Below are 22,355 nucleotides of genomic sequence, written 5' to 3'. Positions count from 1 at the left end.
GCGACGCAACCCCTACTTAATGAAACTGGATTGAAAAGCGCTCAAGGCGTTTTGGGCCCCAGCAGCTGTTCCTGGAACGGGAGATCAGCCGGTGCGCTGATCCCGCTGGCTAGCCACTGACTGGTGAACCCCAGAATGAGGTTTTTCGACCAGTCAGCCACCAATAGAAATTGTGGCAGGAGGCGAGACTCCTGCCACCACTGATCCTGTTGTACCGGCCCCAGGCTCAACAGCCCGACCGCCACGACCACCAGCAAGGCCCCGCGGGCGGCGCCGAAGGCCATGCCCAGGAAGCGATCGGTCCCGGACAGCCCGGTGACGCGAATCAGCTCGCCGATGAGAAAGTTGATCATGGCCCCCACCAGCAGGGTGGCGACGAAAAGAATGGCGCATCCGGCGATGACCCGGGCCGAAGGCGTCTGGATATAAGCTTCCAGGTACTGCGACAGCGAGCCACCGAACATCCAGGCCACGGCACCGGCGATGATCCAGGTAAGCAGCGACAAGGCCTCTTTGACAAAGCCGCGCTTGAGACTGATCAGCGAAGAAATGGCGATGATCGCGAGAATCGCCCAGTCGACCCAGGTAAATGCCACAGTGTTGCCTGCAAACGGATAAGGCGGCGCATTTTACCAGAGCAACGGGCTGTCGGTAAGCAGTGATTTACCGCCCGGTACGGGCCGGGCGGCAAGGGTTCAACTGCGCTCGGGCTGGAAGCGTACGACAAAGCCCTTGAGCTTCTGCTGGCGGTTGATCACATCGCGCAGGCGCTCGGCCTCGGCGCGCTCGATCAACGGTCCGACATACACCCGGTTCATGCCTTCGGCCGAACGGATATAAGCGTTGTAGCCCTGGCTGCGCAGGGTTTTCTGCAGGTTGTCGGCGCTGGCGCGGTTGGCCAGGCTGGCCATCTGAATCGACCAGCTGACCGGCAGGCCATTGGCGTCGATCTTGCCCGCAGCAGGCTTGGTCGCAGCGGCGACGGTGGCTGCCGGCTTGGCTTCTACCTTGGCGGGCGCCGGCGTCGCCGGTTTTGCCGCGACAGCCGGTGCGGCCGGGGCCGGTGTCGGCAGCGGCGTGGCGGCTGGCGCCGGGGCAATCGGCGTGCTTGGCGCCTGCACCGGTGCCGCAGGCTGCTCGACGATCAGCGGCTCTTCAGGCACTACCTGCGGCTCGGGGACCTGCACCGGCTCTACCTGCACTTGCGGCAGGGTCGGCGCAGCCGGTGCCTCGGGGGCTTCGACGCGCACCTGGCGCATTTCGTCTTCGCGCGAGAACAGCATCGGCAGGAAGATCACCGCCAGCGCCACCAGCACCAGCGCCCCGACCATGCGTTGCTTGACCACTTTATCCAGCAATGCCATTTGCCCCGTCCTCCGTGGCCTGCCGGTCGAGCCACTGCAGGGCTTCGCCGACACAGAAAAATGATCCGAACAGCAGGATTTCGTCATCCGCCGTTGCCTGCGCGCACTGCCCTTCCAGGGCGGCGGCGACGCTGGGGTAAGACTGCACCGCAGCGCCAAGGTTCGTCAGCGCCGCCTGCAACTCGCCAGCCGGCCGGCTGCGGGCGGTGTCCAGCGGCGCCACGGCCCAGGCCTGAACCTGGTGCTGCAGCGGCTTGAGCACACCGTCGAGGTCCTTGTCGGCGAGCAAACCGAACACCGCCAGGCGCTTGCCCTGCGGCGGCCGGGTGGCCAGGCGCTGAGCCAGGTACTCGGCAGCATGCGGGTTGTGCCCGACATCCATGAGGATAGTCAAAGGTTTGCCTTGCCAGATAAAGGCCCGCCGATCGAGGCGGCCGACCATGCGCGTGCTGCGCAGGGCCTCGGCAATCTGCCCGGCATCCCACGGCAGGTCGAGCAACAGGTAGGCCTGCAATGCCAACGCGGCGTTTTCCATCGGCAGGTCGAGCAGCGGCAAATCCTGCAGCTCGACCACCTCGCCACGGGCATTGACCCCACGCCACTGCCAGTACTGGTCAGTGCTGGCCAGGTCGAAATCGCGACCGCGCAAAAACAGCGGGCTGTTCAGGGCACGGGCCTTGTCCAGCAACGGCTGCGGCGGATTGAGGTCACCACACAGGGCCGGCTTGCCCTGGCGGAAGATCCCGGCCTTCTCGAAGGCCACCAACTCACGGGTGTCGCCCAGGTAGTCGACATGGTCAACGCCGATGCTGGTGACCAGCGCCAGGTCGGCATCGACGATGTTGACGGTATCCAGGCGTCCGCCCAGGCCGACTTCGAGCACCACGGCGTCGAGCGCCGCCTGCTTGAACAGCCAGAACGCCGCCAGGGTACCGGCTTCGAAGTAGGTCAGGGAGATGTCGCCGCGGGCCGCTTCAACCGCGGCGAAGGCTTCGCACAGCTGCTCATCGCCGGCTTCAGCGCCGTTGATCTGCACCCGCTCGTTGTAGCGCAGCAGGTGCGGCGAGCTGTAGACGCCGACCTTGAGGCCCTGGGCGCGCAGCAACGCGGCAACGAAGGCGCAGGTCGAACCCTTGCCGTTGGTGCCGGTCACGGTGATTACCCGTGGCGCCGGCTGGCCCAGCCCGAGCCGCGCAGCGACCTGTTGCGAACGCTCCAGGCCCATGTCGATGGCCGACGGATGCAACTGCTCGAGGTAGGCGAGCCAGTCGCCAAGGGTACGTTGGGTCATACGGTGGCAGGCGCCGGCGGCACGACGATCGGCTCGATCACCGGGGCGACGAACGTGGGCGTCGGCAGGCCCATCATCTGGGCCAGCAGGTTGCCCAGGCGCTGACGCAGCTCCTGACGCGGGATGATCATGTCGATGGCGCCGTGCTCCAGAAGGAACTCGCTGCGCTGGAAGCCTTCTGGCAGCTTCTCGCGTACGGTCTGCTCGATCACCCGCGGGCCGGCAAAGCCGATCAGCGCCTTGGGCTCACCGACGATGACATCACCAAGCATCGCCAGGCTGGCAGAAACGCCGCCGTAGACCGGATCGGTCAGCACCGAGATGAACGGGATGCCTTCTTCGCGCAGGCGTGCCAGTACTGCGGAGGTCTTGGCCATCTGCATCAGCGAGATCAGCGCTTCCTGCATGCGCGCACCACCGGAGGCCGAGAAGCAGACCATCGGGCAGCGGTTTTCCAGGGCGTAGTTGGCGGCACGGACGAAACGCTCGCCGACGATGGCGCCCATCGAACCACCCATGAAGGAGAATTCGAAGGCGCTGACCACGATCGGCATGCCCAGCAGGGTACCGCTCATGGAGATCAGTGCGTCTTTCTCGCCGGTCTGCTTCTGGGCAGCAGTCAGGCGGTCCTTGTACTTCTTGCCATCGCGAAACTTCAGGCGGTCGACCGGTTCCAGGTCAGCGCCCAGCTCGGCGCGGCCTTCGGCATCGAGGAAGATGTCGATACGGGCGCGGGCGCCGATACGCATGTGATGGTTGCACTTAGGGCAGACATCCAGGGTCTTTTCCAGCTCCGGACGATACAGCACGGCCTCGCAGGACGGGCACTTGTGCCACAGGCCTTCAGGGACCGAACTCTTCTTCACCTCGGAACGCATGATCGAAGGGATCAGTTTGTCTACTAACCAGTTGCTCATGCTTTCTTTCTCCAGTAGCGGCGACCGGCAGGCTATGGCTGCCGGCTCGCGCGTATGCCCTTGAGCTCAATTCGTGTATGACGCGATGAGGATGCGGCTCCGGCGCCCGCCTGCAGCGAGCCACCCCGATACCGCACCCTCGTCAACCTGTAAGGGCGACGCCCGTGGCGTCACCCGCTAATTTCGACCGGCCCATGGGCGCGATCCGGCAGCACTGGGCTGCGAAAGCTATGGACGATGGCGCGCGGCCAGCCGTCACATCCGCAGCACGCAGCGCTTTCACGCTTGCTTGACCGCGCGGATAAACGCCTCGATCCGCGCCGGGTCCTTGATGCCCTTGGCCTGCTCCACGCCGCCGCTGACATCCACCGCATAAGGCCGCACCTGCGCAATGGCCTGGGCGACGTTATCCGGCGACAGGCCGCCGGCGAGGATGATTGGCTTGCTCAGTTGCGCAGGCACCAGCGACCAGTCGAACGCCTCGCCGGTACCGCCGGGCACGCCGGCCACGTAGGTATCGAGAAGAATGCCGCTGGCACCGCTGTAGCGCTTGCAGCTGGCCTCCAGGTCGTCGCCCGGGCGCACCCGCAAGGCCTTGATCCATGGACGGTTGTGACCTGCGCAATCGGCCGGGGTTTCATCGCCATGGAACTGCAGCAGGTCGAGCGGCACCGCTTCGAGGATGTCCGTCAGCTCGCAACGGCTGGCGTTGACGAACAGGCCGACGGTGGTGACGAACGGCGGCAAGGCGGCGATGATCGCCCGCGCCTGCTGCACATCGACCGCCCGCGGGCTCTTGGCATAGAACACCAGGCCGATGGCATCGGCGCCCGCCTCGGCTGCGGCCAGCGCATCCTCGATGCGGGTAATGCCGCAGATTTTGCTGCGAACGGCGCTCATGACCTGTGAACCTCAGCAGAAAGCGGAAAGTCCCGGATGTTAGCAAATGGCTTGCGGGCCGTCAGCCCGTCAATGCCTCGTAGCCGGTAATGAAGTGTGGGCCGATGTAACGCTCGGGCAGTTCGAACTCGTCGTGGTACTCGACCTGCACCAGGTACAGCCCATACGGATGCGCGGTCACCCCGCCGGCGCGCCGCTCTCGGCTTTGCAGCACTTCCAGGGCCCACTCCGGCGGGCGCTCGCCAGCGCCGATGGTCATCAGCACGCCGGCAATGTTGCGCACCATGTGGTGCAGGAAGGCACTGGCGCGGATGTCGAGGACGATCATCTGGCCGTGGCGGCTAACACGCAGGTGATGGAGGTTCTTGACCGGCGACTTGGCCTGGCACTGGCCGGCGCGAAAGGCACTGAAATCGTGGGTGCCGACCAGGTACTCGGCGGCCAGGGCCATGCGCTCGGCGTCCAGCGGCCGGTGGTTCCAGGTCACCTCTTCGCCCAGGTGCGCCGGGCGGATCTGGTCGTTGTAGATCACGTAGCGGTAACGCCGGGCAATGGCCTTGAAGCGCGCATGGAAGTGCGCCGGCATCTGCTTGGCCCAGGACACGCTGATGTCGTGCGGCAGGTTGATGTTGGCGCCCATGGTCCAGCCCTTCATGCTGCGCACCGCCTGGGTGTCGAAATGCACCACCTGGCCGCAGGCATGCACGCCGGCATCGGTGCGCCCGGCACAGTGCAGGGTGACCGGCGAATCGGCCACCCGCGACAAGGCTTCTTCGAGGGTTTGCTGCACGCTTGCCACGCCACTGGCCTGGCGCTGCCAGCCGCGGTAGCGCGAACCTTTGTACTCAACGCCCAGGGCGATACGAAAGAAGCCTTCGGCGGCCACTTCGGCAGCCGCGTTATCAATGATTTCCAAGGGGATACAGCCTGTCGGTTTAGCAGATGGCGGCAATTATAACGACAACGGCAGCCACTTGGGCTGCCGTTGGTTTTACACAGGGTGAACTCAGACCAGGCGCGAGAGCAGCTCGTCGGCTTCCTGGCGCTGGGCATCGCTGCCGTCCTTGCGCACTTCGTCGAGAATGTCGCGGGCGCCGTCATGGTCACCCATGTCGATATAGGCCCGGGCCAGGTCGAGCTTGGTGGCCACTTCGTCGGCGCCGCCGAGGTAGTCGAAATCATCGTCGAGGTCGTCGCTGATCGCGGCGTCCGCTTCGCTGAAGTGCGGCTCGATCGACGGCTGCTCCAGGCTTTGCGACAGCTTGTCGAGTTCGGCGTTGACGTCATCGAGCTCCGAGGCAAAGTTTTTATCTGCCTGCGAGTCCTCCAGCGACAGCGACAGGTCGAAGTCTTCCGGCAGGTCCAGCTCGCTCAGCGGGTCGAACTCGGGCATGGTTTCATCGAACGCCGCCAGCTCTGCGGCGATATCGACGGTCTCGCTGTTCGGCGCCAGCGCCGGCTCGTCGCCAGCGACGTCGAGGTCGAAATCGGCGAGGTCGTCCAGGGCCTGCTCAGGCTCGGCAAGATGCTCTGCGAGCAAGGCGTCGAAGTCCGGTTGCGCCGGGCTGGCTTCGCTCGCGACTGCTTCGGCTTGTGGCGCTTCAACAGCCAGCGAGGGCTCGTCGAGCAGTGGCGGCGCGTCCAGCTCCAGGCCTTGCAGGTCGTCATCCAGGCTCAGGTCGAAGGCACTGTCCAGGTCGTCTTCAGGAACAGGCTCAGGCTCGGCCAGCGATTCTTCAACCACAGGTTCAGGTTCAGGTTCAGGTTCAGGCTCGGCCCCTGCTTCTGGCTCAACGGCTGGCTCGACGGCTGGCTCGGCTTCAGCCACCGGTTCGGCTGGCGCCTCGTCCTGCAGCAGCTCCTGGACATACTGAGCATCCAGTTCGGCCGCCAGCGCCGCCGCGCTGACGCCCGCCGCCGCGACGGCGAGCATGGCCGGGAAGCGGTTTTTCAGGGCTTCGACATCGGCATGGTTCTGGCCGGTGGCGATCAGCTGCCGCTCGTGGCCGACAAAGGCATCGCGATCGCCCTGGCGGGCATAGACTTCCATCAGCTTCAGGCGCAGGTCGCTGCGCTCAGGGGCTGCGGCAACCGCAGGCTCGAGCAGTTCGGCGGCGTGATTGAGGCGACCACGGGCAATGCTCAACTCTGCTTCGTCGAGCACAGCGTCGCCGGTCGGGGCTGCCGGGCTGGCCGCCGGAGCAACCAATGGCGCGGCAATCGGGCCTTGCACCGGCTTGCTCGGCGCTGGCTCCGCCACCACAGGCGCCGGCTCTTCGGCAGGCAAGGCGGCGGCTGTGGCGGCGGCGGCAGATGCCGCGACCACTGCCGGTGCCAGGGTCACGCTCGGCGGCGCGATATCCAGGCCTTCAAAGCTGCTTGGCGGCAGGTCCAGGTCTGGGGCGCGCTCGCCCTCTTCGGCCAGGGCGCGGGCCATGCGCAGGTGTTTTTCCGCTTCCTGGTCGGCCTTGCGCTTGCGGGCCAGCAACAGCAGCAGAAGCAACAGCACCAACAACGCGGAACCGGCGATCAGCGCCAGCAACAACGGGTTGCCGAGCAGATCGTCGAGCATCTTGTTCGAGTCGGCCGGCGCCTGGTCGGCAGCAGGCTGCGCCGGTTCAACCGGTGCGGTATCGACCGCAGCCGGTGCCGGGGTGACCACCGGTTCGGCAGGAGCCGGCTGCAACTCGGCGGCAATGGCCGGCGGCTGGGCCGCGGCAGCTTCAGGCGCCGGCGCGCCAGCGGCGCCCTGGGCTTCAAGCTTGGCCAGTTGGTCGTTCTTCAGCGCGATCAGGCGCTGCAGTTTGTCCAGCTGGCTCTGCAGGTCGGCCATGCGACTTTTCAGTTCTTCGTTGTCACGACGGCTGGTGTCCAGGCTTTCCTGGGCCACAGCCAGCTTGTCGTTGAGACCTTTACTGCCCGAAGCGCCTTTGCTGCCGGGTGCGACCAGCTTGAGGTTGTCCTGGTTGGCGATACGTGCCGGCGCCGCCTCGGTGCCGCTGCGCCGGGTGGCGTCCAGCTGGCGTGCGCGCGGGCCCAGGCGCCGGCCTTCGCGCCAGGCAGCATACTGCTCGGCCACTTCGGTAACGGCCTGGGCCTGGGGAATACTGGTGATCTGCTGTTGATCGGGCAGGCGCAAGACCTGGCCGGTTTTCAGCAGGTTGATGTTGCCGTTGATGAAGGCATCCGGGTTCAGCGCCTGAATGGCCAGCATGGTCTGCTGCACCGACCCGCCCTGACGGGCTTTCGAGGCGATTTCCCACAGGGTGTCGCGACGCACGGTGGTGTAGTTGGCCGCGGTTACCGCAGGCGCTACGCCAGCTGGCGCCGGTTGTCCGGCAGGTGTATTGAACTTGGCCGGGTCGACCAGCACGCTGTAGTCGCGCAGCAGGCGGCCGCTCGGCCACATGACCTGGACCAGGAACTTGACCATCGGCGCCGGCAGCGGCTGGCTCGAGGTCACCCGCAACACGCTCTTGCCGTTGGGGTTGATCACCGTGGTAAAGGTCAGGTCATTGAGAAACGCCTGGCGCTCGACACCGGCCTTGGCGAACTCTTCGGCCGGCGCCAGGCTCGGCGCTACTTCGGCCGCGGTCAGGTCGCGGACATCGAGCAGTTCGATCTCGGCATCCAGGGGCTGGTTCTGCGCTGACTTCAAGGTCAGCTCGCCCAACCCGAGGGCATGCGCCATACCGGACGACAGCGCCGACGCCGCGGCTATTGCTAAGACCAGTTTGCGAATTCGAAGCATGACCTCTTCCTTTGAATGAACCTTCCCCGGCAAGCGAGAACAAGTGGAGCAAATTGTCGGCAAGTATCTTTTACACAAGGCCTTTTATCAACAATTGCGCCAGCTGGACCGCGTTCAGGGCCGCACCTTTGCGCACATTGTCGGTGGTCAGCCAGAGGTTGAGCTGCTCAACCTCGTCGATTCCACCCCGTACCCGTCCAACATAGACCACGTCCTGGCCCACTGCGTCACCCACCGGCGTCGGATAATCACCCTCTTCCACCAGTTCGATGCTGTCAGCGGCTTCCAGTGCGGCGTTGACCGCCGCCAGGTCGACCGGCGTGCGGCTTTGCACGGACACACTGTAGCTATCGCCGAAAAACACCGGGACTTGAACGCAGGCCACCGAAATCTTCAGTGAAGGCAAGCCGAGCACTTCGCGCAACTCACTGACCAGGCGGCGTTCAAGGGCGCCATGGCCGTCAGCATCGCTGGCACCGACCTGGGCCAACAGGTTGAAGGCCATCTGCCGGTCGAAGAAGCGCGGCTCCAGCGGGCGGGCGTTGAGCAGCTCGGCGGTCTGCCGGGCCAGCTCGTTGACCGCCTCGCGCCCCTGGGCCGAGACCGCCAGGCATGCGGTGACATTAATGCGCTCAAGCTCCAGCAAGCCCTTAAGGGGCGCCAGGGTTACCGCCAGGGCAATCGCTGCGGCGCTTGGGCTGCTCAGTTGCTGCGGCGCCTTGAGGCTGTCGAGCACTGCCGGGTTGGCTTCCGGCACCACCGCTGGCGCCTGCTCGGCCGGCAAGCCGCCGGACAGGTCGATGACTGCGCAACCGGCCGCCTGGGCCCGTGGCGCGAAGCTGCGGGTCACTGCCGGGCCGGCGGCGAAGAAGGCCAGCTTGACCTTGCTGAAGTCGAAGCTGTCGACCTCGCGCACGCGCAGACTCTTGCTGCGAAACATCACGCCGCTGCCCGCCGATTCGTTGCTGGCCAGCAGGTGCAGGGTGCCGACCGGGAAATCGCACTCGTCAAGGATCTGCACGAGGGTTTCACCGACAGTACCGGTGGCACCGATAACGGCGATATCAATAGGCTGGCTCATGGAAAAATCCTCTGCTGAAACGGCGGGAGCGGCACTTTACTTGGATTTCGTCTTGCAGTCTTGTGCCTGCTGCTACTGGCGCTGCTTATGCAGCGCATCGCTGGCAAGCCAGCTCCCACAAGGGTCTGTACAAACCGAACCTGTGGGAGCTGGCTTGCCAGCGATGCTTGAGGGCCAACAAAAAAGCCCGCACTGTTTCCAGCACGGGCTTGGGTTCAACACTGCCTGGCGATCAACGCTCCAGGAGGATGCGCAGCATGCGCCGCAGCGGCTCGGCCGCGCCCCACAGCAGCTGGTCACCAACGGTGAAGGCGCCCAGGTACTGGGAACCCATGTTCAGCTTGCGCAGGCGACCCACCGGAATGTTCAGGGTACCGGTGACGTTGGTCGGGCTGAGCTCCTGCATGCTGATTTCACGCTGGTTCGGCACCAGTTTCACCCAAGGGTTGTGCTGGCTGATCATGCCTTCGATATCGGCAATCGGCACGTCCTTGTTCAGCTTGATGGTCAGTGCCTGGCTGTGGCAACGCATGGCGCCGATGCGCACGCAGATGCCGTCGACCGGGATCGGGCTCTTGAAGCGGCCGAGGATCTTGTTGGTCTCGGCCTGGGCCTTCCACTCTTCACGGCTCTGGCCGTTAGGCAGCTCTTTGTCGATCCACGGGATCAGGCTGCCGGCCAGCGGCACGCCGAAGTTCTCGGTCGGGTAGGCGTCGCTGCGCATGGCCTCGGCAACCTTGCGGTCGATGTCGAGGATGGCGCTGGCCGGGTTGGCCAGGTCATCGGCGACCGCGGCGTGGGTCGCGCCCATCTGGCGAATCAGCTCGCGCATGTTCTGCGCACCGGCGCCGGAGGCTGCCTGGTAGGTCATGGCGCTCATCCACTCGACCAGGCCGGCTTCGAACAGGCCGCCCAGGCCCATCAGCATCAGGCTGACGGTGCAGTTGCCGCCGATGTAGTTCTTGGTACCGGCGTCGAGCTGCTGGTCGATGACCTTGCGGTTGACCGGGTCGAGAACGATGACCGCATCATCCTGCATGCGCAGGCTGGAGGCGGCGTCGATCCAGTAGCCCTGCCAGCCGGCTTCGCGCAGCTTGGGGAAGACTTCGTTGGTGTAGTCGCCGCCCTGACAGGTCAGGATCACATCGAGGGTCTTGAGCTCTTCAATGCTGTAAGCGTCCTTGAGCGGAGCAATATCCTTGCCCACTGCCGGACCCTGGCCACCGACGTTGGAGGTGGTGAAGAACACCGGCTCGATAAGATCAAAATCCTGCTCTTCCAGCATCCGCTGCATGAGCACGGAACCGACCATACCGCGCCAACCGATCAGACCTACACGTTTCATCGCAACTACACCTTTGCTAAAAAGTGGGCCGCTGCTTCACTAGGAAAAACAGCAGCGGGCCCGAGAGATTACAGATTCCGCAGCGCTGCGACTACTGCGTCGCCCATTTCCTGCGTACCTACCTTGCTGCAACCGTCCGACCAGATGTCGCCGGTACGCAGCCCCTGATCCAATACCAGGCTGACGGCCTTTTCAATGGCCTCGGCTGCCGCCTGCTGATTGAAGCTGTAACGCAGCATCATCGACACCGACAAGATGGTCGCCAGCGGGTTGGCGATGCCCTGGCCGGCGATGTCCGGTGCCGAGCCGTGGCAAGGCTCGTACATGCCCTTGTTGTCGGCATCCAGCGACGCTGATGGCAGCATGCCAATGGAGCCGGTGAGCATGGAAGCCTCATCCGACAGGATGTCGCCGAACATGTTGTCGGTGACCATCACGTCGAACTGCTTGGGCGCACGCACCAGTTGCATGGCGGCGTTGTCGACGTACATGTGGCTGAGTTCGACGTCCGGGTAGTCCTTGGCGACTTCCTCGACGATCTCGCGCCACAGCTGGCTGGAGGCCAGGACGTTAGCCTTGTCGACCGAGCAGAGTTTTTTACCGCGCACGCGGGCCATGTCGAAACCGACCCGGGCGATACGGCGGATTTCGCTCTCGCTGTATGGCAGGGTGTCGTAGGACTGGCGCTCGCCGCCTTCCAGCTCGCGGGTGCCGCGGGGTGCGCCGAAATAGATGCCGCCGGTCAGCTCGCGAACGATGAGGATGTCCAGGCCGGCGACGATTTCTGGCTTGAGCGACGAAGCGTCGGCCAGTTGCGGGTAGAGAATCGCCGGACGCAGGTTGGCGAACAGGCCCAGTTGCGAGCGGATTTTCAGCAGGCCGCGTTCAGGGCGAATGTCGCGCTCGATCTTGTCCCACTTCGGCCCGCCAACGGCGCCGAGCAGCACGGCATCGGCCTTGCGTGCGCGTTCCAGGGTCTGGTCGGCCAGCGGCACGCCGTGCTTGTCGATGGCGGCGCCGCCGATGACGTCGTGCTCCAGGCTGAAACCGAGCTGGAACTTGTCGTTGGCCAGTTCCAGCACCTTGACCGCCTCGGCCATGATTTCCGGACCGATGCCATCACCTGGAAGAATCAGAATCTGCTTGCTCATGCTTTCCTCTATTCAATTCAAGCGGCACGCCCTGTTGGCCTGCCGGAAAAAACCTAGCGTTCGGCCCAGAGCACCACGACATCGGTGCTGAACGAGCCGTCGGCTTCAATCTGGTAATACTGCCGTACTTCTTCGCCCATCGCCTGCTGCAATTGGCGGATGGCGCCACGCATCACTTCAGGGGTGCGCATGCGCTCGACCCACGAGCTGTACTCCAGGCGCAGGCGCTGGCGGCTGTGGCTGCGGGTGAACAGGCCGGCTTCGCTGACCTGCTGCAGCCATTCGCTGGCCGAATAATCGCGTACATGGCTGGTGTCGCGCAGCACCTCGACGCTCTGCAGGTAAGTGTCGAGCAACGGGCTGCCCGGCGACATGACGTCGATGAAGGCTGCCACGCCGCCGGGCTTGAGCACCCGTTTCACTTCCCGCAGCGCCAGGCCCAGGTCGCTCCAGTGGTGCGCCGAATAGCGGCTGAAGACGAATTCGAACGAAGCATCGGCAAACGGCAGGCGCTCGGCGGCGCCGCGTTCGGTGACGATGTTCTCGAAGCCACGTTCGCTGGCAGCGGCGGCGACCACGTCGAGCATCTGCTGCGACAGGTCGTAGGCCACCACTTCACGCACCAGCGGGGCAACGTGGAAACTCACATGGCCGGCGCCACAGCCAAGGTCCAGCAGGCGTGCCCGGCCCTGGCCGGCAAGCTCGGCCTGTAGCAGGGCGAACTCGCTGCCCTGGGCATGCACGGCGCTGCTCAGGTAGGCACTGGCCTGTTCGCCGAACTGGCGCTGGACGACGTCCTTATGGGTGGTGCTGGTCATCTGCATCTCCTGGGGCCTTATCGCGGGGCATGTGGGAGCGGGCTTGCCCCGCGATTGGCATCAATCAAGCGTCACGAAACAACCAGGGCTGGCTGGCCCGGTGCTTGGCTTCAAAGGCGGCAATCGCATCGCCATCCTGCAAGGTCAGGCCGATGTCATCCAGGCCGTTGAGCAGGCAGTGCTTGCGAAATGCATCGATCTCGAAGGTCAGCACCTTGCCGTCCGGGCGGGTCACGGTCTGAGCCTGCAAGTCGATGCTCAACTGGTAACCCGGATCGGCTTCAACCTGCTTGAACAGCTCGTCGACTTCCTCATCGCTGAGGATGATCGGCAGCAAGCCGTTCTTGAAGCTGTTGTTGAAGAAGATGTCGGCATAGCTCGGCGCGATGATGCTGCGAAAGCCGTACTCTTCCAGCGCCCACGGCGCATGTTCACGGCTCGAGCCGCAACCGAAGTTCTCGCGGGCGAGCAACACGCTGGCACCTTGATAACGCGCGTGGTTGAGCACGAAATCCGGGTTCTGCGGGCGCTTGCTGTTGTCCTGGTACGGCTGGCCGACATCCAGGTAACGCCATTCATCGAACAGGTTGGGGCCAAAGCCGGTGCGCTTGATCGACTTCAGGAACTGCTTGGGAATGATCTGGTCGGTGTCGACGTTGGCACGGTCCAATGGCGCGACAAGGCCGGTGTGCTGGGTAAAGGCTTTCATGCTGCGCTCCCTTGGATCAACTCGCGTACATCGACAAAACGGCCGGTAACGGCGGCGGCGGCGGCCATGGCCGGGCTCACCAGATGGGTACGGCCACCGGCGCCCTGACGCCCTTCAAAGTTGCGGTTGGAGGTCGAGGCACAATGCTCACCACTCTCCAGGCGGTCGGGGTTCATCGCCAGGCACATCGAGCAACCTGGTTCACGCCACTCAAAGCCCGCTTCGAGGAAAATCTTGTCCAGGCCTTCTTTCTCGGCCTGGGCTTTGACCAGGCCCGAGCCCGGCACCACGATCGCCTGCTTGATGGTCGCGGCCACCTTGCGGCCCTTGGCGATCTCGGCGGCGGCGCGCAGGTCTTCGATGCGCGAGTTGGTGCAAGAGCCGATAAACACCCGGTCGAGCTGGATGTCGGTGATCGCCTGGTTGGCATTCAAGCCCATGTACTTCAACGCCCGCTCGATCGAGCCACGCTTGACCAGATCGGCCTCGGCAGCCGGGTCCGGTACGCGCTGGTCGACGGCCAGGACCATCTCCGGCGAGGTGCCCCAGCTGACCTGCGGCTTGATCTGCGCAGCGTCCAGCTCGATCACCGTGTCAAACACCGCATCGGCGTCGGAGACCAGGTCTTTCCAGGCTTCGACCGCTTGCGCCCACTGCTCGCCCTTGGGTGCATAGGGGCGGCCCTTGACGTACTCGACGGTTTTTTCATCGGTGGCCACCAGACCTACCCGGGCGCCGGCTTCGATGGACATGTTGCAGATGGTCATGCGCCCTTCGACCGACAACTCGCGAATCGCACTGCCGGCGAATTCCATGGCATGGCCGTTGCCGCCGGCGGTGCCGATCTTGCCGATCACGGCGAGGACGATGTCCTTGGCGGTGACGCCGAACGGCAATGTGCCTTCGACGCGCACCAGCATGTTCTTCATCTTCTTGGCCACCAGGCACTGGGTAGCGAGCACGTGCTCGACCTCGGACGTACCGATACCGTGGGCCAGGGCGCCGAAGGCACCGTGGGTCGAGGTGTGCGAGTCGCCGCAGACCACGGTCATGCCCGGCAAGGTCGCACCCTGCTCCGGGCCGATGACGTGGACGATGCCCTGACGCACGTCATTCATCTTGAATTCGACGATGCCATACTCGTCGCAGTTTTCATCGAGGGTCTGAACCTGCAAACGCGAGACCTGGTCGACAATGGCGTCGATACCGCCCTTGCGCTCCGGGGTGGTCGGCACGTTGTGATCAGGCGTGGCGATGTTGGCATCGATGCGCCAGGGTTTGCGATTGGCCAGGCGCAGGCCTTCGAAGGCTTGCGGCGACGTCACTTCGTGAATGATGTGACGGTCGATATAGATCAGCGCCGAACCATCGTCGCGCTGCTTGACCAAATGCGAATCCCAGAGCTTGTCGTAAAGCGTTTTGCCGGCCATCAGACTGTTCCTCATCAGCGTCTTTCTATGCCAATAACCCCTTGGCTTGTACGGACGATGCTATGCCGGTAGATTGAATAACTCAAATTCATAATTTTTATGCTTTGGATAACCAAAAGGAATCTGAGTAGTGGACCTGGCCAACCTCAATGCCTTTATCGCGATTGCCGAGACTGGCAGTTTCTCCGGGGCCGGCGAGCGCCTGCACCTGACCCAGCCGGCAATCAGCAAACGCATCGCCGGCCTTGAGCAGCAACTGGATGTGCGCCTGTTCGACCGCCTCGGCCGCGAGGTCAACCTGACCGAGGCCGGACGCGCCCTGCTGCCGCGCGCCTACCAGATCCTCAATGTGCTGGACGACACCCGCCGGGCGCTGACCAACCTCACCGGGGAAGTCAGCGGGCGCCTGACCCTGGCCACCAGCCATCACATCGGCCTGCACCGCCTGCCGCCGCTGCTGCGAGCCTTTACCCGCCAGTACCCGGCGGTGGCGCTGGATATCCAGTTTCTCGATTCGGAAGTTGCCTACGAAGAAATCCTCCATGGCCGCGCAGAGATCGCCGTCATCACCCTGGCCCCGGAGCCGCACCATCTGGTGCGTGCCGTGCCGGTATGGGACGATCCGCTGGACTTCGTCGCCGCCCCAGAGCACCCGCTGGCACGCAAAGGCGCGGTCAGCCTGGCCGACATTGCCCACCATCCGGCGGTGTTCCCCGGTGGTAACACTTTCACACACCATATCGTCCAGCGCCTGTTCGAAGCCCAGGGCCTGACGCCGAACATCGCCATGAGCACCAACTATCTGGAAACCATCAAGATGATGGTCTCCATCGGCCTGGCATGGAGCGTGCTGCCGCGTACTATGCTCGACGAGCAGGTTGCGCCCATCGCCTTGCCGGGCATACAGCTGTCGCGCCAGCTAGGCTACATTCTGCACACCGAACGAACGTTATCGAATGCCGCCAGGGCCTTTATGGCATTGCTCGACAGCCATGCAAGCCCCTTGAACCACTGAGGTAGTACCCGGGCACACCCGCCCGCTCAAGGACGCGTTATCTGCCAAAGGTCTGGTATCGATGCCCAAATCAGCAAACCGTTTTCCGCGCATGCCCCGAATTCATGCAGCGGACCCCCAGGAATCGGAGCAAACCTGGGAAAACGCCCCGCAACTGTTGGCGGCGCTTAACGGTGCGCGCCTGGGTGCCTGGTTCTGGGATGTCGAGACCGGGCAGATCAGCTGGTCGCGCGGCACCCAGGCGCTGTTCGGCTTTGACCCGCACCAGCCGCTGCCCAATGACCTGGACTACCTGGAACTGGTGCCCATGGAAGACCGCGCCCGCGCCCTGCAGGCCTTTCATGCGGTGGTCAACGGCGAGCCGGTCGAGCAAGCCCTGCGCCATCGCATCCGCTGGCCTGACGGCAGCCTGCACTGGCTGGAAATCAACGGCAGCATGACCAAGGACCGCAACGGCCGGCGACAGATGGTCGGGGTGATTCGCGAAATTACCCGCCAGCGTGAACGGGAAGCGGCGCTGATCAACTCGGAAAAGCGCTTTGCCACGCTCTTCCACCTGAGCCCCAATGTCATCCTCCTGACCCGCCGCGCCGACGGCATGATCTACGAGGTCAATCAGCACTTCGAAAACATCCTCGGCTGGCCGGGCCACCAGATCATCAACAAGAGCACCCTCGAACTTGGCCTGTGGGTGCATCCACAGCAGCGCCTGCAGGTGCTGGCGGCGACCAGCGGCACCAGCGGCCCGGTGACCCTCGAAGTGCAGTTTCGCGGCAGCAGCGGCGAAGTTCACGACGGCCTGCTCTGTACCCAGAACATCGACCTGGAAGGCACCGCCTACCTGCTCAGCACCTTCGTCGACACCAGCGAGCGCAAACGCGCCGAACAAGCGCTCAAGGACAGCCAGGAACGCCTGGACCTGGCCCTGGACTCGGCACAACTGGGCACCTGGGACTGGCACATCCCCAGCGGCATGCTCTATGGCTCGGCCCGCGCCGCCGAACTGCACGGCCTTGAGCCGGTGCCGTTTCACGAATCCTTCGAGTCGTTTTTCGAAGGCGTGCCGGAAATGGAACGCAGCAGCATGCGCCAGGCCTACCGCAGCCTGCGCGAAGGTCCGGCCGGCAATTACCAGATCACCTACCGCATCCAGATGGAAGACGGCAGCTCGCGCTTCATTGAAAGCCGCGCGCGCCTGTACCGCGATGAACAGGGCAACCCGCTGCGCATGGCCGGCACCTTGCTGGACATCACCGAACAAGTGGAGCGCGAGCAGCGCCTGACCAGTTCCGAAGAAAAGTTCGCCAGCCTGTTCCAGGCCAGCCCCGACCCGATCTGCGTGACCCGCCAGGACAGCGGCCAGTTCATCGAGATCAACCCGGCCTTTACCCAGGTGTTTGGCTGGAACGCCGAACAGGTACTGGGCAACACCGCCGAACAGATCGGCCTGTGGGCCGAGTCGGCCGAACGCGCCCGGCGCATCGAACGGGTGATCCGCGACCAGGCCTTGAACAACGTCGCCGTGGTGGTCAACCACAAGGACGGGCAGCCGCTGACCTGCGTGATTTCCAGCCGCCTGATCAAGGTCGACAACCAGCCCTGCAGCGTCACCACCCTGCGCGACATCACCCAGCAGCAGCGCGCCGAAGCGGCGCTCAAGGCCAGCGAAGAGAAATTCGCCAAGGCCTTCCATTCAAGCCCCGACGCCATCACCATCACCGAACGCGACAGCGGCCGCTACCTGGAGGTCAACGACGGTTTCTGCCGCCTGACTGGCTACAGCGCCGCTGAAGTGATCGGCCAGACTGTGCACGACATCGGCATCTGGGCTGACGACAAACAGCGCGCCGCGCTGCTCAACGAATTCCACGACAAAGGCCGCGTGCATCACCGGGAAATGCTCGGGCGCAACAAGCGTGGCGACATCCTCACCGTCGAGGTTTCGATCGAGCCGATCAACCTCAACGAAACCGAGTGCCTGCTGCTCACCGCCCGCGACGTCAGCCAGTTGAAGAATGCCCAGGCGCAGATCCGCCACCTGGCCTACCACGACCCGCTGACCAACCTGCCCAACCGCGCCCTGTTGATGGACCGTCTGAGCCAGCAGATCGCCCTGCTCAAGCGCCACAACCTGCGTGGCGCCCTGCTGTTTCTCGACCTCGACCACTTCAAGCACATCAACGATTCGCTCGGCCATCCGGTCGGCGACACGGTGCTGAAGATCATCACCGCGCGCCTGGAAGCCAGCGTGCGCCTGGAAGACACCGTCGCGCGCCTGGGCGGTGACGAGTTCGTGGTGCTGCTCAGCGGCCTGGAAGGCAGCCGCGAGGAAGTCACGGAAAAAGTCCGCGAACTGGCCGACACCCTGCGCGAACTGCTGGCCGAGCCAATGTCGCTGGACGGCCAGCGCCTGCAGGTGACGCCGAGCATCGGCGTGGCGCTGATCCCCGACCACGGCTCGACCCCGGCCGATTTGCTCAAGCGTGCGGACATCGCCCTGTACCGGGCCAAGGACTCCGGGCGCAACACCACGCAAATGTTCCACACCACCATGCAGAAGGCCGCCAGCGAGCGCCTGCGCATGGAGAACGACCTGCGCCTGGCCCTGGCCCGCGGCGAACTGGCCCTGCACTTCCAGCCCCAGGTCGACGCCCGCGACAACCGCATCGTCGGCGCCGAAGTGCTGTTGCGCTGGCACCACCCGCAACTGGGCCAGCAGCCGCCGGCGCAGTTCATCCAGGTACTGGAAGAAAGCGGGCTGATCCTCGAAGTTGGCAGCTGGATCCTCGACGAAGCTTGCGACGCCTGCGCCGGTATGCTGCGCGACGGCCTGATCGACCCCGACGACTTCAGCCTGTGCGTGAACATCAGCCCGCGCCAGTTCCGCCAGAACGACTTCGTCGAACGGGTAATGCGCAGCCTTGACGACTACCGCCTGCCGCACAAGATCCTCAAGCTGGAAATCACCGAAGGCATCGTCATCCAGAACCTCGAAGACACCATCAGCAAAATGCGCGAGCTCAAGGCCTTTGGCGTGAGTTTTGCCATGGATGATTTCGGCACCGGCTACTCCTCGCTGACCTACCTCAAGCGCCTGCCGGTGGATGCCCTGAAGATCGACCAGTCCTTCGTCCGCGACGCCCCGATCGACCCTAACGACGCCGAAATCGTCCGCGCCATCGTCGCCATGGCCCGCAGCCTGGACCTGGCGGTGATTGCCGAAGGGGTGGAACTGTCGGAGCAACTGGAGTTTCTTGAGCGGCTGGGCTGCCACCTGTACCAGGGCTACCTGCATAGCCGGCCGTTGCCGCTGGGGGAGTTTCGGGCGATGTTGCTTGAAGCGCCGGCGGGCTACTGAAGCTTTCGAAAATGTAGAAGCGGGCTAGCTCCGCGATATCGTCCCGCCCGCCACATCGCATCGCGGGTCAAGCCCGCTCCCACAAAAGCAACTCGAATCGTGCTCTTGATCTGCCGGCCCCGTTAACCAGAAGGGCCGTAGCGACACCGGAGCGAGGGAACCCGAAGCGCAGCGTAGGGCCCACTGGTGGGGCGAGAATTTTTGCTTACTTTTTTTTCGACTGAAAAAAGTAAGCCGCCGTAAGGGCGGAAAGGTGCCTCGGCAGCACCCTCGCCAATGGATAATCACCAAAGACAAAAAGGGCACCCGAAGGTGCCCTCATTCACATCAAACAATCAATTCAGAGCAGGCTTGCTCTCACCATTGATAGGAATCCGCTTGGCCTTGGCCTCTTCCGGCACAATCCTCAGCAGATCAATGCTCAGCAGCCCGTTCGCCAGACCAGCCGCCTTGACCTCGATATGGTCAGCCAGCCGGAACGACAACTTGAACGCCCGTTGGGCGATGCCCTGATGCAGATAGGTAACGCTATCAGCGTTGCTGTCACGCTTGCCGCCAGTCACGGTCAAGACGCCTTTTTCCACCTGCAGGTCCAGATCCTGCTCCTGGAAACCGGCCGCAGCAACGACGATTCGATAATGGTCATCGCCATGTTTTTCAACGTTGTAGGGAGGGTAGCTGCTACCCGCCTCATTACGCGCCGCAGACTCGAACAGGTCATTGAAACGGTCGAAACCTACGGAATGACGGAACAGTGGAGCCAGAGAAAAAGCAGTAGTCATGATGCATCTCCTGAAAATCAGCGAGGTTGTGTAGTAACGCGACCCGACTTCGGCATCGCGTACTCCCTAGATAAGGACCCTCGCCTGCTTTTCAAGCAACCCTGCAAAAAATTTTTCAGGCCGCCTCGCTGACCGGTACACCAATCAACTGCCCGACCCGATTGCAGTCGGTTTCCCGACGCAATTCGGTGAACAGCGCCACCGCTTCGGGGTAGGTGCGGGTCAGCATCGCCACCCATTGCTTGAGACGCCCCGGCGCCTGGCGCGGGGTCATCTGCGCGCGGGCCTGGCCCCAGAAGTCCTGGATCAGCGGCAGCAAGCTCTGCCAGTCCATGGGCACGAACTCGACGCCATCGCGTTCGGCGGCAATCTGCCGGGCCAGGTCCGGGCGCGAAACCAGGCCACGCCCCAGCATGATGTCTTCAACGCCACTGACTTCGCGGCAGCGCCGCCAGTCTTCCAGGGTCCAGACCTCGCCGTTGGCATACACCGGCACCTTGACCACCTCTTGCACCCGCGCCACCCACTCCCAATGGGCCGGCGGCTTGTAGCCGTCAACTTTGGTCCGCGCGTGCACCACCAACTGCTCGGCGCCGCCTTCGGCCAGGGCCCGGGCACAGTCCAGGGCGCCGTCGGGGCTGTCGAAACCCAGGCGCATCTTGGCCGTGACCGGGATATGCGCAGGCACCGCGCGACGCACTTCACGCAAGATCGCGTGCAGCAGTTCCGGCTCCTTGAGCAGCACCGCCCCGCCCCGCGACTTGTTGACGGTCTTGGCCGGGCAGCCAAAATTGAGGTCGATCACCGGCGCGCCCAGCTCACAGGCCAGCACTGCGTTCTCGGCCAGGCACACCGGGTCGGAACCGAGCAATTGCACCCGCAACGGCACCCCGGCCGCAGTGCGGGCGCCCTGGCTCAGCTCCGGCGCGAGCTTTTCGAAGGTCGCCGCCGGCAGCAGGCGGTCGCAGACCCGAATGAACTCGGTGACACACCAGTCGATGCCGCCCACCTGGGTCAGTACGTCGCGAAGAATATCGTCGACCAGCCCCTCCATCGGGGCCAGGGCAATTTGCATGGGTTGCATCTCGGCTGGAAAAGGCCGGCAGTCTAGCAAAATCCGCGGCTTACAGCGCTCCGGCCATCAGCGCCGGGCCATAGCCGTCGATAAACTCGGCCGGCATGCGCTTGGGTCGCCCTGTGGATAACTCGATGCAGACGAAGGTGGTTTGCGCACGCAGCAAGGTGGTGCCGTCGCTGGGGCGGACCAGCTGGAAGCGCCGGGTCATTTTCAGCCGCTGGTCCCAGTCGACGATCCAGGTTGCCAGTTGCAGCTCGTCGTCTTCGTAGGCAGCGGCCAGGTAGTCGATTTCGTGGCGGACCACCGCCATGGCCCGGTCCAGGCGCCGGTATTCGGCCAGGTCCAGCCCCAGGCGCTGGGAGTGGCGCCAGGCGCAGCGCTCGAGCCAGGTGACGTAGACCGCGTTGTTGGCGTGGCCGAGGCCGTCGATGTCGTCGGCAGCGACCCGCAGGTCGATGATGAACGGTGTTGCCAGGTCCCAACTCATGCCCGCTCCAGATCCGTGGTTAACGGGCAGAGTGTACCGGATGCTCAGGCCGATTGCCGGGCCGGTGAACTGCTGCGCTGCAGCAGCGCCAGCACCCCTTCGCGCACTTGTGGGTCAGCCAGCACCCGCAGGTGACCACCGTCGGGCAGGCGCAGCAGGCGGCTGTCGAACCAGGCGCGGTGGATGGCGTCGGACTCGTCTACCGGTACCAACTGGTCGTCCTCGGCATGCACGATCAAGCCGGGCAGCTCCAGTTGGTAGCCGCTGACATCCAGGCGAGAAATCTGCACGCCGACATCGCGCTCAATCTGGCGAATGAACGCCGCCCGCGCCCGCGCCGGCATGCCCAGGTGACGAGCGAAACCGCGGATCACGCCAAGCAACTGCGCCGGCGCGGCGATGCTCACCGCCACTTCGGCGCGCAGCCCCCACTGCAACGCCAGGAGCATGCTGGCGCCGCCCATGGAATGGCCAACCACGGCCTTGAGCGGCGGCAGTTCGGCGGCGGCTTCCAGCAAGGCACGGGCGAACAGCACCACGTTAGCTTCGTTGCCCGGCGAGCGGCCATGGGCCGGGCCTTCCAGGGCCACGGCGGTGTAACCGGCGTCGACCAGGCTGTCGATCAGGTGGGCGAACTGGGTCGGGCGCCCTTCCCAGCCGTGCATCAGCAGCACGGTCGGGCCCTGGCCCCAGCGCAGTGCCGAGAGGCCGAAACGCAAGGTGATGCGCTCGGCGCGGGCCAGCAGCGGCAGCTCCCAGTCTCGCGGCGGCCGGTTGCGCGGGGTCATGAAGGCACGGCGCATCTTGCGTGCGATATGTTCCGGCGCCAGATGCCCGAGGGTGCCGTTAACGCTACGAATCCAGCTCAAGGTATTCAT

General features: G+C 64.3%; 19 protein-coding genes. 2 read left to right on the top strand and 17 right to left on the bottom strand.

Features of this window, described 5'->3' with window-relative positions; genetic code table 11:
- Positions 1-41: 41 nt before the first annotated feature.
- The 13 genes from ACIOVF_RS20645 to leuC form a co-directional block, all read right to left on the bottom strand.
- On the bottom strand, positions 42-596 hold the full coding sequence (locus tag ACIOVF_RS20645; protein ID WP_045195095.1) for a CvpA family protein: 555 nt from the start codon (positions 594-596) through the stop codon (positions 42-44).
- Positions 597-695: 99 nt separating this feature from the next.
- Entirely contained in the window at positions 696-1,364 is a 669-nt protein-coding gene (locus ACIOVF_RS20640) for an SPOR domain-containing protein (protein WP_401292128.1), read from the bottom strand.
- A complete protein-coding gene (gene folC, locus ACIOVF_RS20635) occupies positions 1,348-2,655 on the bottom strand; it encodes a bifunctional tetrahydrofolate synthase/dihydrofolate synthase (protein WP_045195098.1) in 1,308 nt (435 codons plus the stop codon). The genes ACIOVF_RS20640 and folC overlap by 17 nt, the downstream gene beginning before the upstream one ends.
- Positions 2,652-3,572 (bottom strand): acetyl-CoA carboxylase, carboxyltransferase subunit beta, encoded by a 921-nt coding sequence (gene accD, locus ACIOVF_RS20630; RefSeq protein ID WP_045195100.1) that lies wholly within the window; start codon positions 3,570-3,572, stop codon positions 2,652-2,654. The genes folC and accD overlap by 4 nt, the downstream gene beginning before the upstream one ends.
- Positions 3,573-3,851: 279 nt before the next feature.
- Positions 3,852-4,472, bottom strand: a complete 621-nt coding sequence (locus ACIOVF_RS20625; protein WP_258594416.1) for a phosphoribosylanthranilate isomerase — start codon at positions 4,470-4,472, stop codon at positions 3,852-3,854.
- 61 nt (positions 4,473-4,533) lie between these two features.
- A complete protein-coding gene (gene truA, locus ACIOVF_RS20620; protein ID WP_045195741.1) occupies positions 4,534-5,358 on the bottom strand; it encodes a tRNA pseudouridine(38-40) synthase TruA in 825 nt (274 codons plus the stop codon).
- 120 nt (positions 5,359-5,478) lie between these two features.
- Positions 5,479-8,223: a FimV/HubP family polar landmark protein gene (locus ACIOVF_RS20615; protein WP_401292123.1), complete on the bottom strand. Its 2,745-nt coding sequence runs from the start codon at positions 8,221-8,223 to the stop codon at positions 5,479-5,481.
- 70 nt (positions 8,224-8,293) lie between these two features.
- Positions 8,294-9,304 (bottom strand): aspartate-semialdehyde dehydrogenase, encoded by a 1,011-nt coding sequence (locus ACIOVF_RS20610; protein ID WP_401292120.1) that lies wholly within the window; start codon positions 9,302-9,304, stop codon positions 8,294-8,296.
- A 232-nt stretch (positions 9,305-9,536) separates the two neighbouring features.
- Positions 9,537-10,649: an aspartate-semialdehyde dehydrogenase gene (gene asd / locus ACIOVF_RS20605; RefSeq protein WP_045195108.1), complete on the bottom strand. Its 1,113-nt coding sequence runs from the start codon at positions 10,647-10,649 to the stop codon at positions 9,537-9,539.
- Positions 10,650-10,717: 68 nt separating this feature from the next.
- Positions 10,718-11,800: a 3-isopropylmalate dehydrogenase gene (gene leuB / locus ACIOVF_RS20600; RefSeq protein WP_045195110.1), complete on the bottom strand. Its 1,083-nt coding sequence runs from the start codon at positions 11,798-11,800 to the stop codon at positions 10,718-10,720.
- A 53-nt stretch (positions 11,801-11,853) separates the two neighbouring features.
- Positions 11,854-12,618 (bottom strand): class I SAM-dependent methyltransferase, encoded by a 765-nt coding sequence (locus ACIOVF_RS20595; protein WP_093380612.1) that lies wholly within the window; start codon positions 12,616-12,618, stop codon positions 11,854-11,856.
- Between the two features lie 64 nt (positions 12,619-12,682).
- On the bottom strand, positions 12,683-13,327 hold the full coding sequence (gene leuD, locus ACIOVF_RS20590; protein ID WP_045195114.1) for a 3-isopropylmalate dehydratase small subunit: 645 nt from the start codon (positions 13,325-13,327) through the stop codon (positions 12,683-12,685).
- Positions 13,324-14,757 (bottom strand): 3-isopropylmalate dehydratase large subunit, encoded by a 1,434-nt coding sequence (gene leuC / locus ACIOVF_RS20585; protein WP_045195116.1) that lies wholly within the window; start codon positions 14,755-14,757, stop codon positions 13,324-13,326. The genes leuD and leuC overlap by 4 nt, the downstream gene beginning before the upstream one ends.
- Positions 14,758-14,887: 130 nt before the next feature.
- Between leuC and ACIOVF_RS20580 the strand changes: the two genes are divergently transcribed.
- Together ACIOVF_RS20580 and ACIOVF_RS20575 are read left to right on the top strand one after the other, a co-directional pair.
- The gene (locus tag ACIOVF_RS20580) at positions 14,888-15,772 is read left to right on the top strand and encodes a LysR family transcriptional regulator (RefSeq protein WP_093380610.1); all 885 of its coding nucleotides are present in this window, start codon (positions 14,888-14,890) and stop codon (positions 15,770-15,772) included.
- 61 nt (positions 15,773-15,833) lie between these two features.
- On the top strand, positions 15,834-19,130 hold the full coding sequence (locus tag ACIOVF_RS20575; protein WP_045195120.1) for a PAS domain S-box protein: 3,297 nt from the start codon (positions 15,834-15,836) through the stop codon (positions 19,128-19,130).
- Between the two features lie 335 nt (positions 19,131-19,465).
- Here the strand turns inward: ACIOVF_RS20575 and ACIOVF_RS20570 are convergent, their stop codons facing one another.
- The 4 genes from ACIOVF_RS20570 to ACIOVF_RS20555 form a co-directional block, all read right to left on the bottom strand.
- On the bottom strand, positions 19,466-19,912 hold the full coding sequence (locus ACIOVF_RS20570) for an Hsp20 family protein (protein WP_045195122.1): 447 nt from the start codon (positions 19,910-19,912) through the stop codon (positions 19,466-19,468).
- Positions 19,913-20,027: 115 nt separating this feature from the next.
- Positions 20,028-20,987, bottom strand: coding sequence for a tRNA dihydrouridine synthase (locus tag ACIOVF_RS20565; protein WP_401292113.1), 960 nt, complete (start codon positions 20,985-20,987; stop codon positions 20,028-20,030).
- A gap of 49 nt (positions 20,988-21,036) precedes the next feature.
- Positions 21,037-21,477, bottom strand: coding sequence for a thioesterase family protein (locus tag ACIOVF_RS20560; RefSeq protein ID WP_045195126.1), 441 nt, complete (start codon positions 21,475-21,477; stop codon positions 21,037-21,039).
- 44 nt (positions 21,478-21,521) lie between these two features.
- Positions 21,522-22,355 (bottom strand): alpha/beta fold hydrolase, encoded by an 834-nt coding sequence (locus ACIOVF_RS20555; protein WP_123567284.1) that lies wholly within the window; start codon positions 22,353-22,355, stop codon positions 21,522-21,524.

The sequence above is a fragment of the Pseudomonas sp. NPDC087612 genome (assembly GCF_044743505.1).
Classification (GTDB): Bacteria; Pseudomonadota; Gammaproteobacteria; order Pseudomonadales; family Pseudomonadaceae; genus Aquipseudomonas.
The sequence above is the reverse complement of the archived record's forward strand: the minus strand, read 5'-3'. Positions and strand labels throughout refer to the sequence as shown.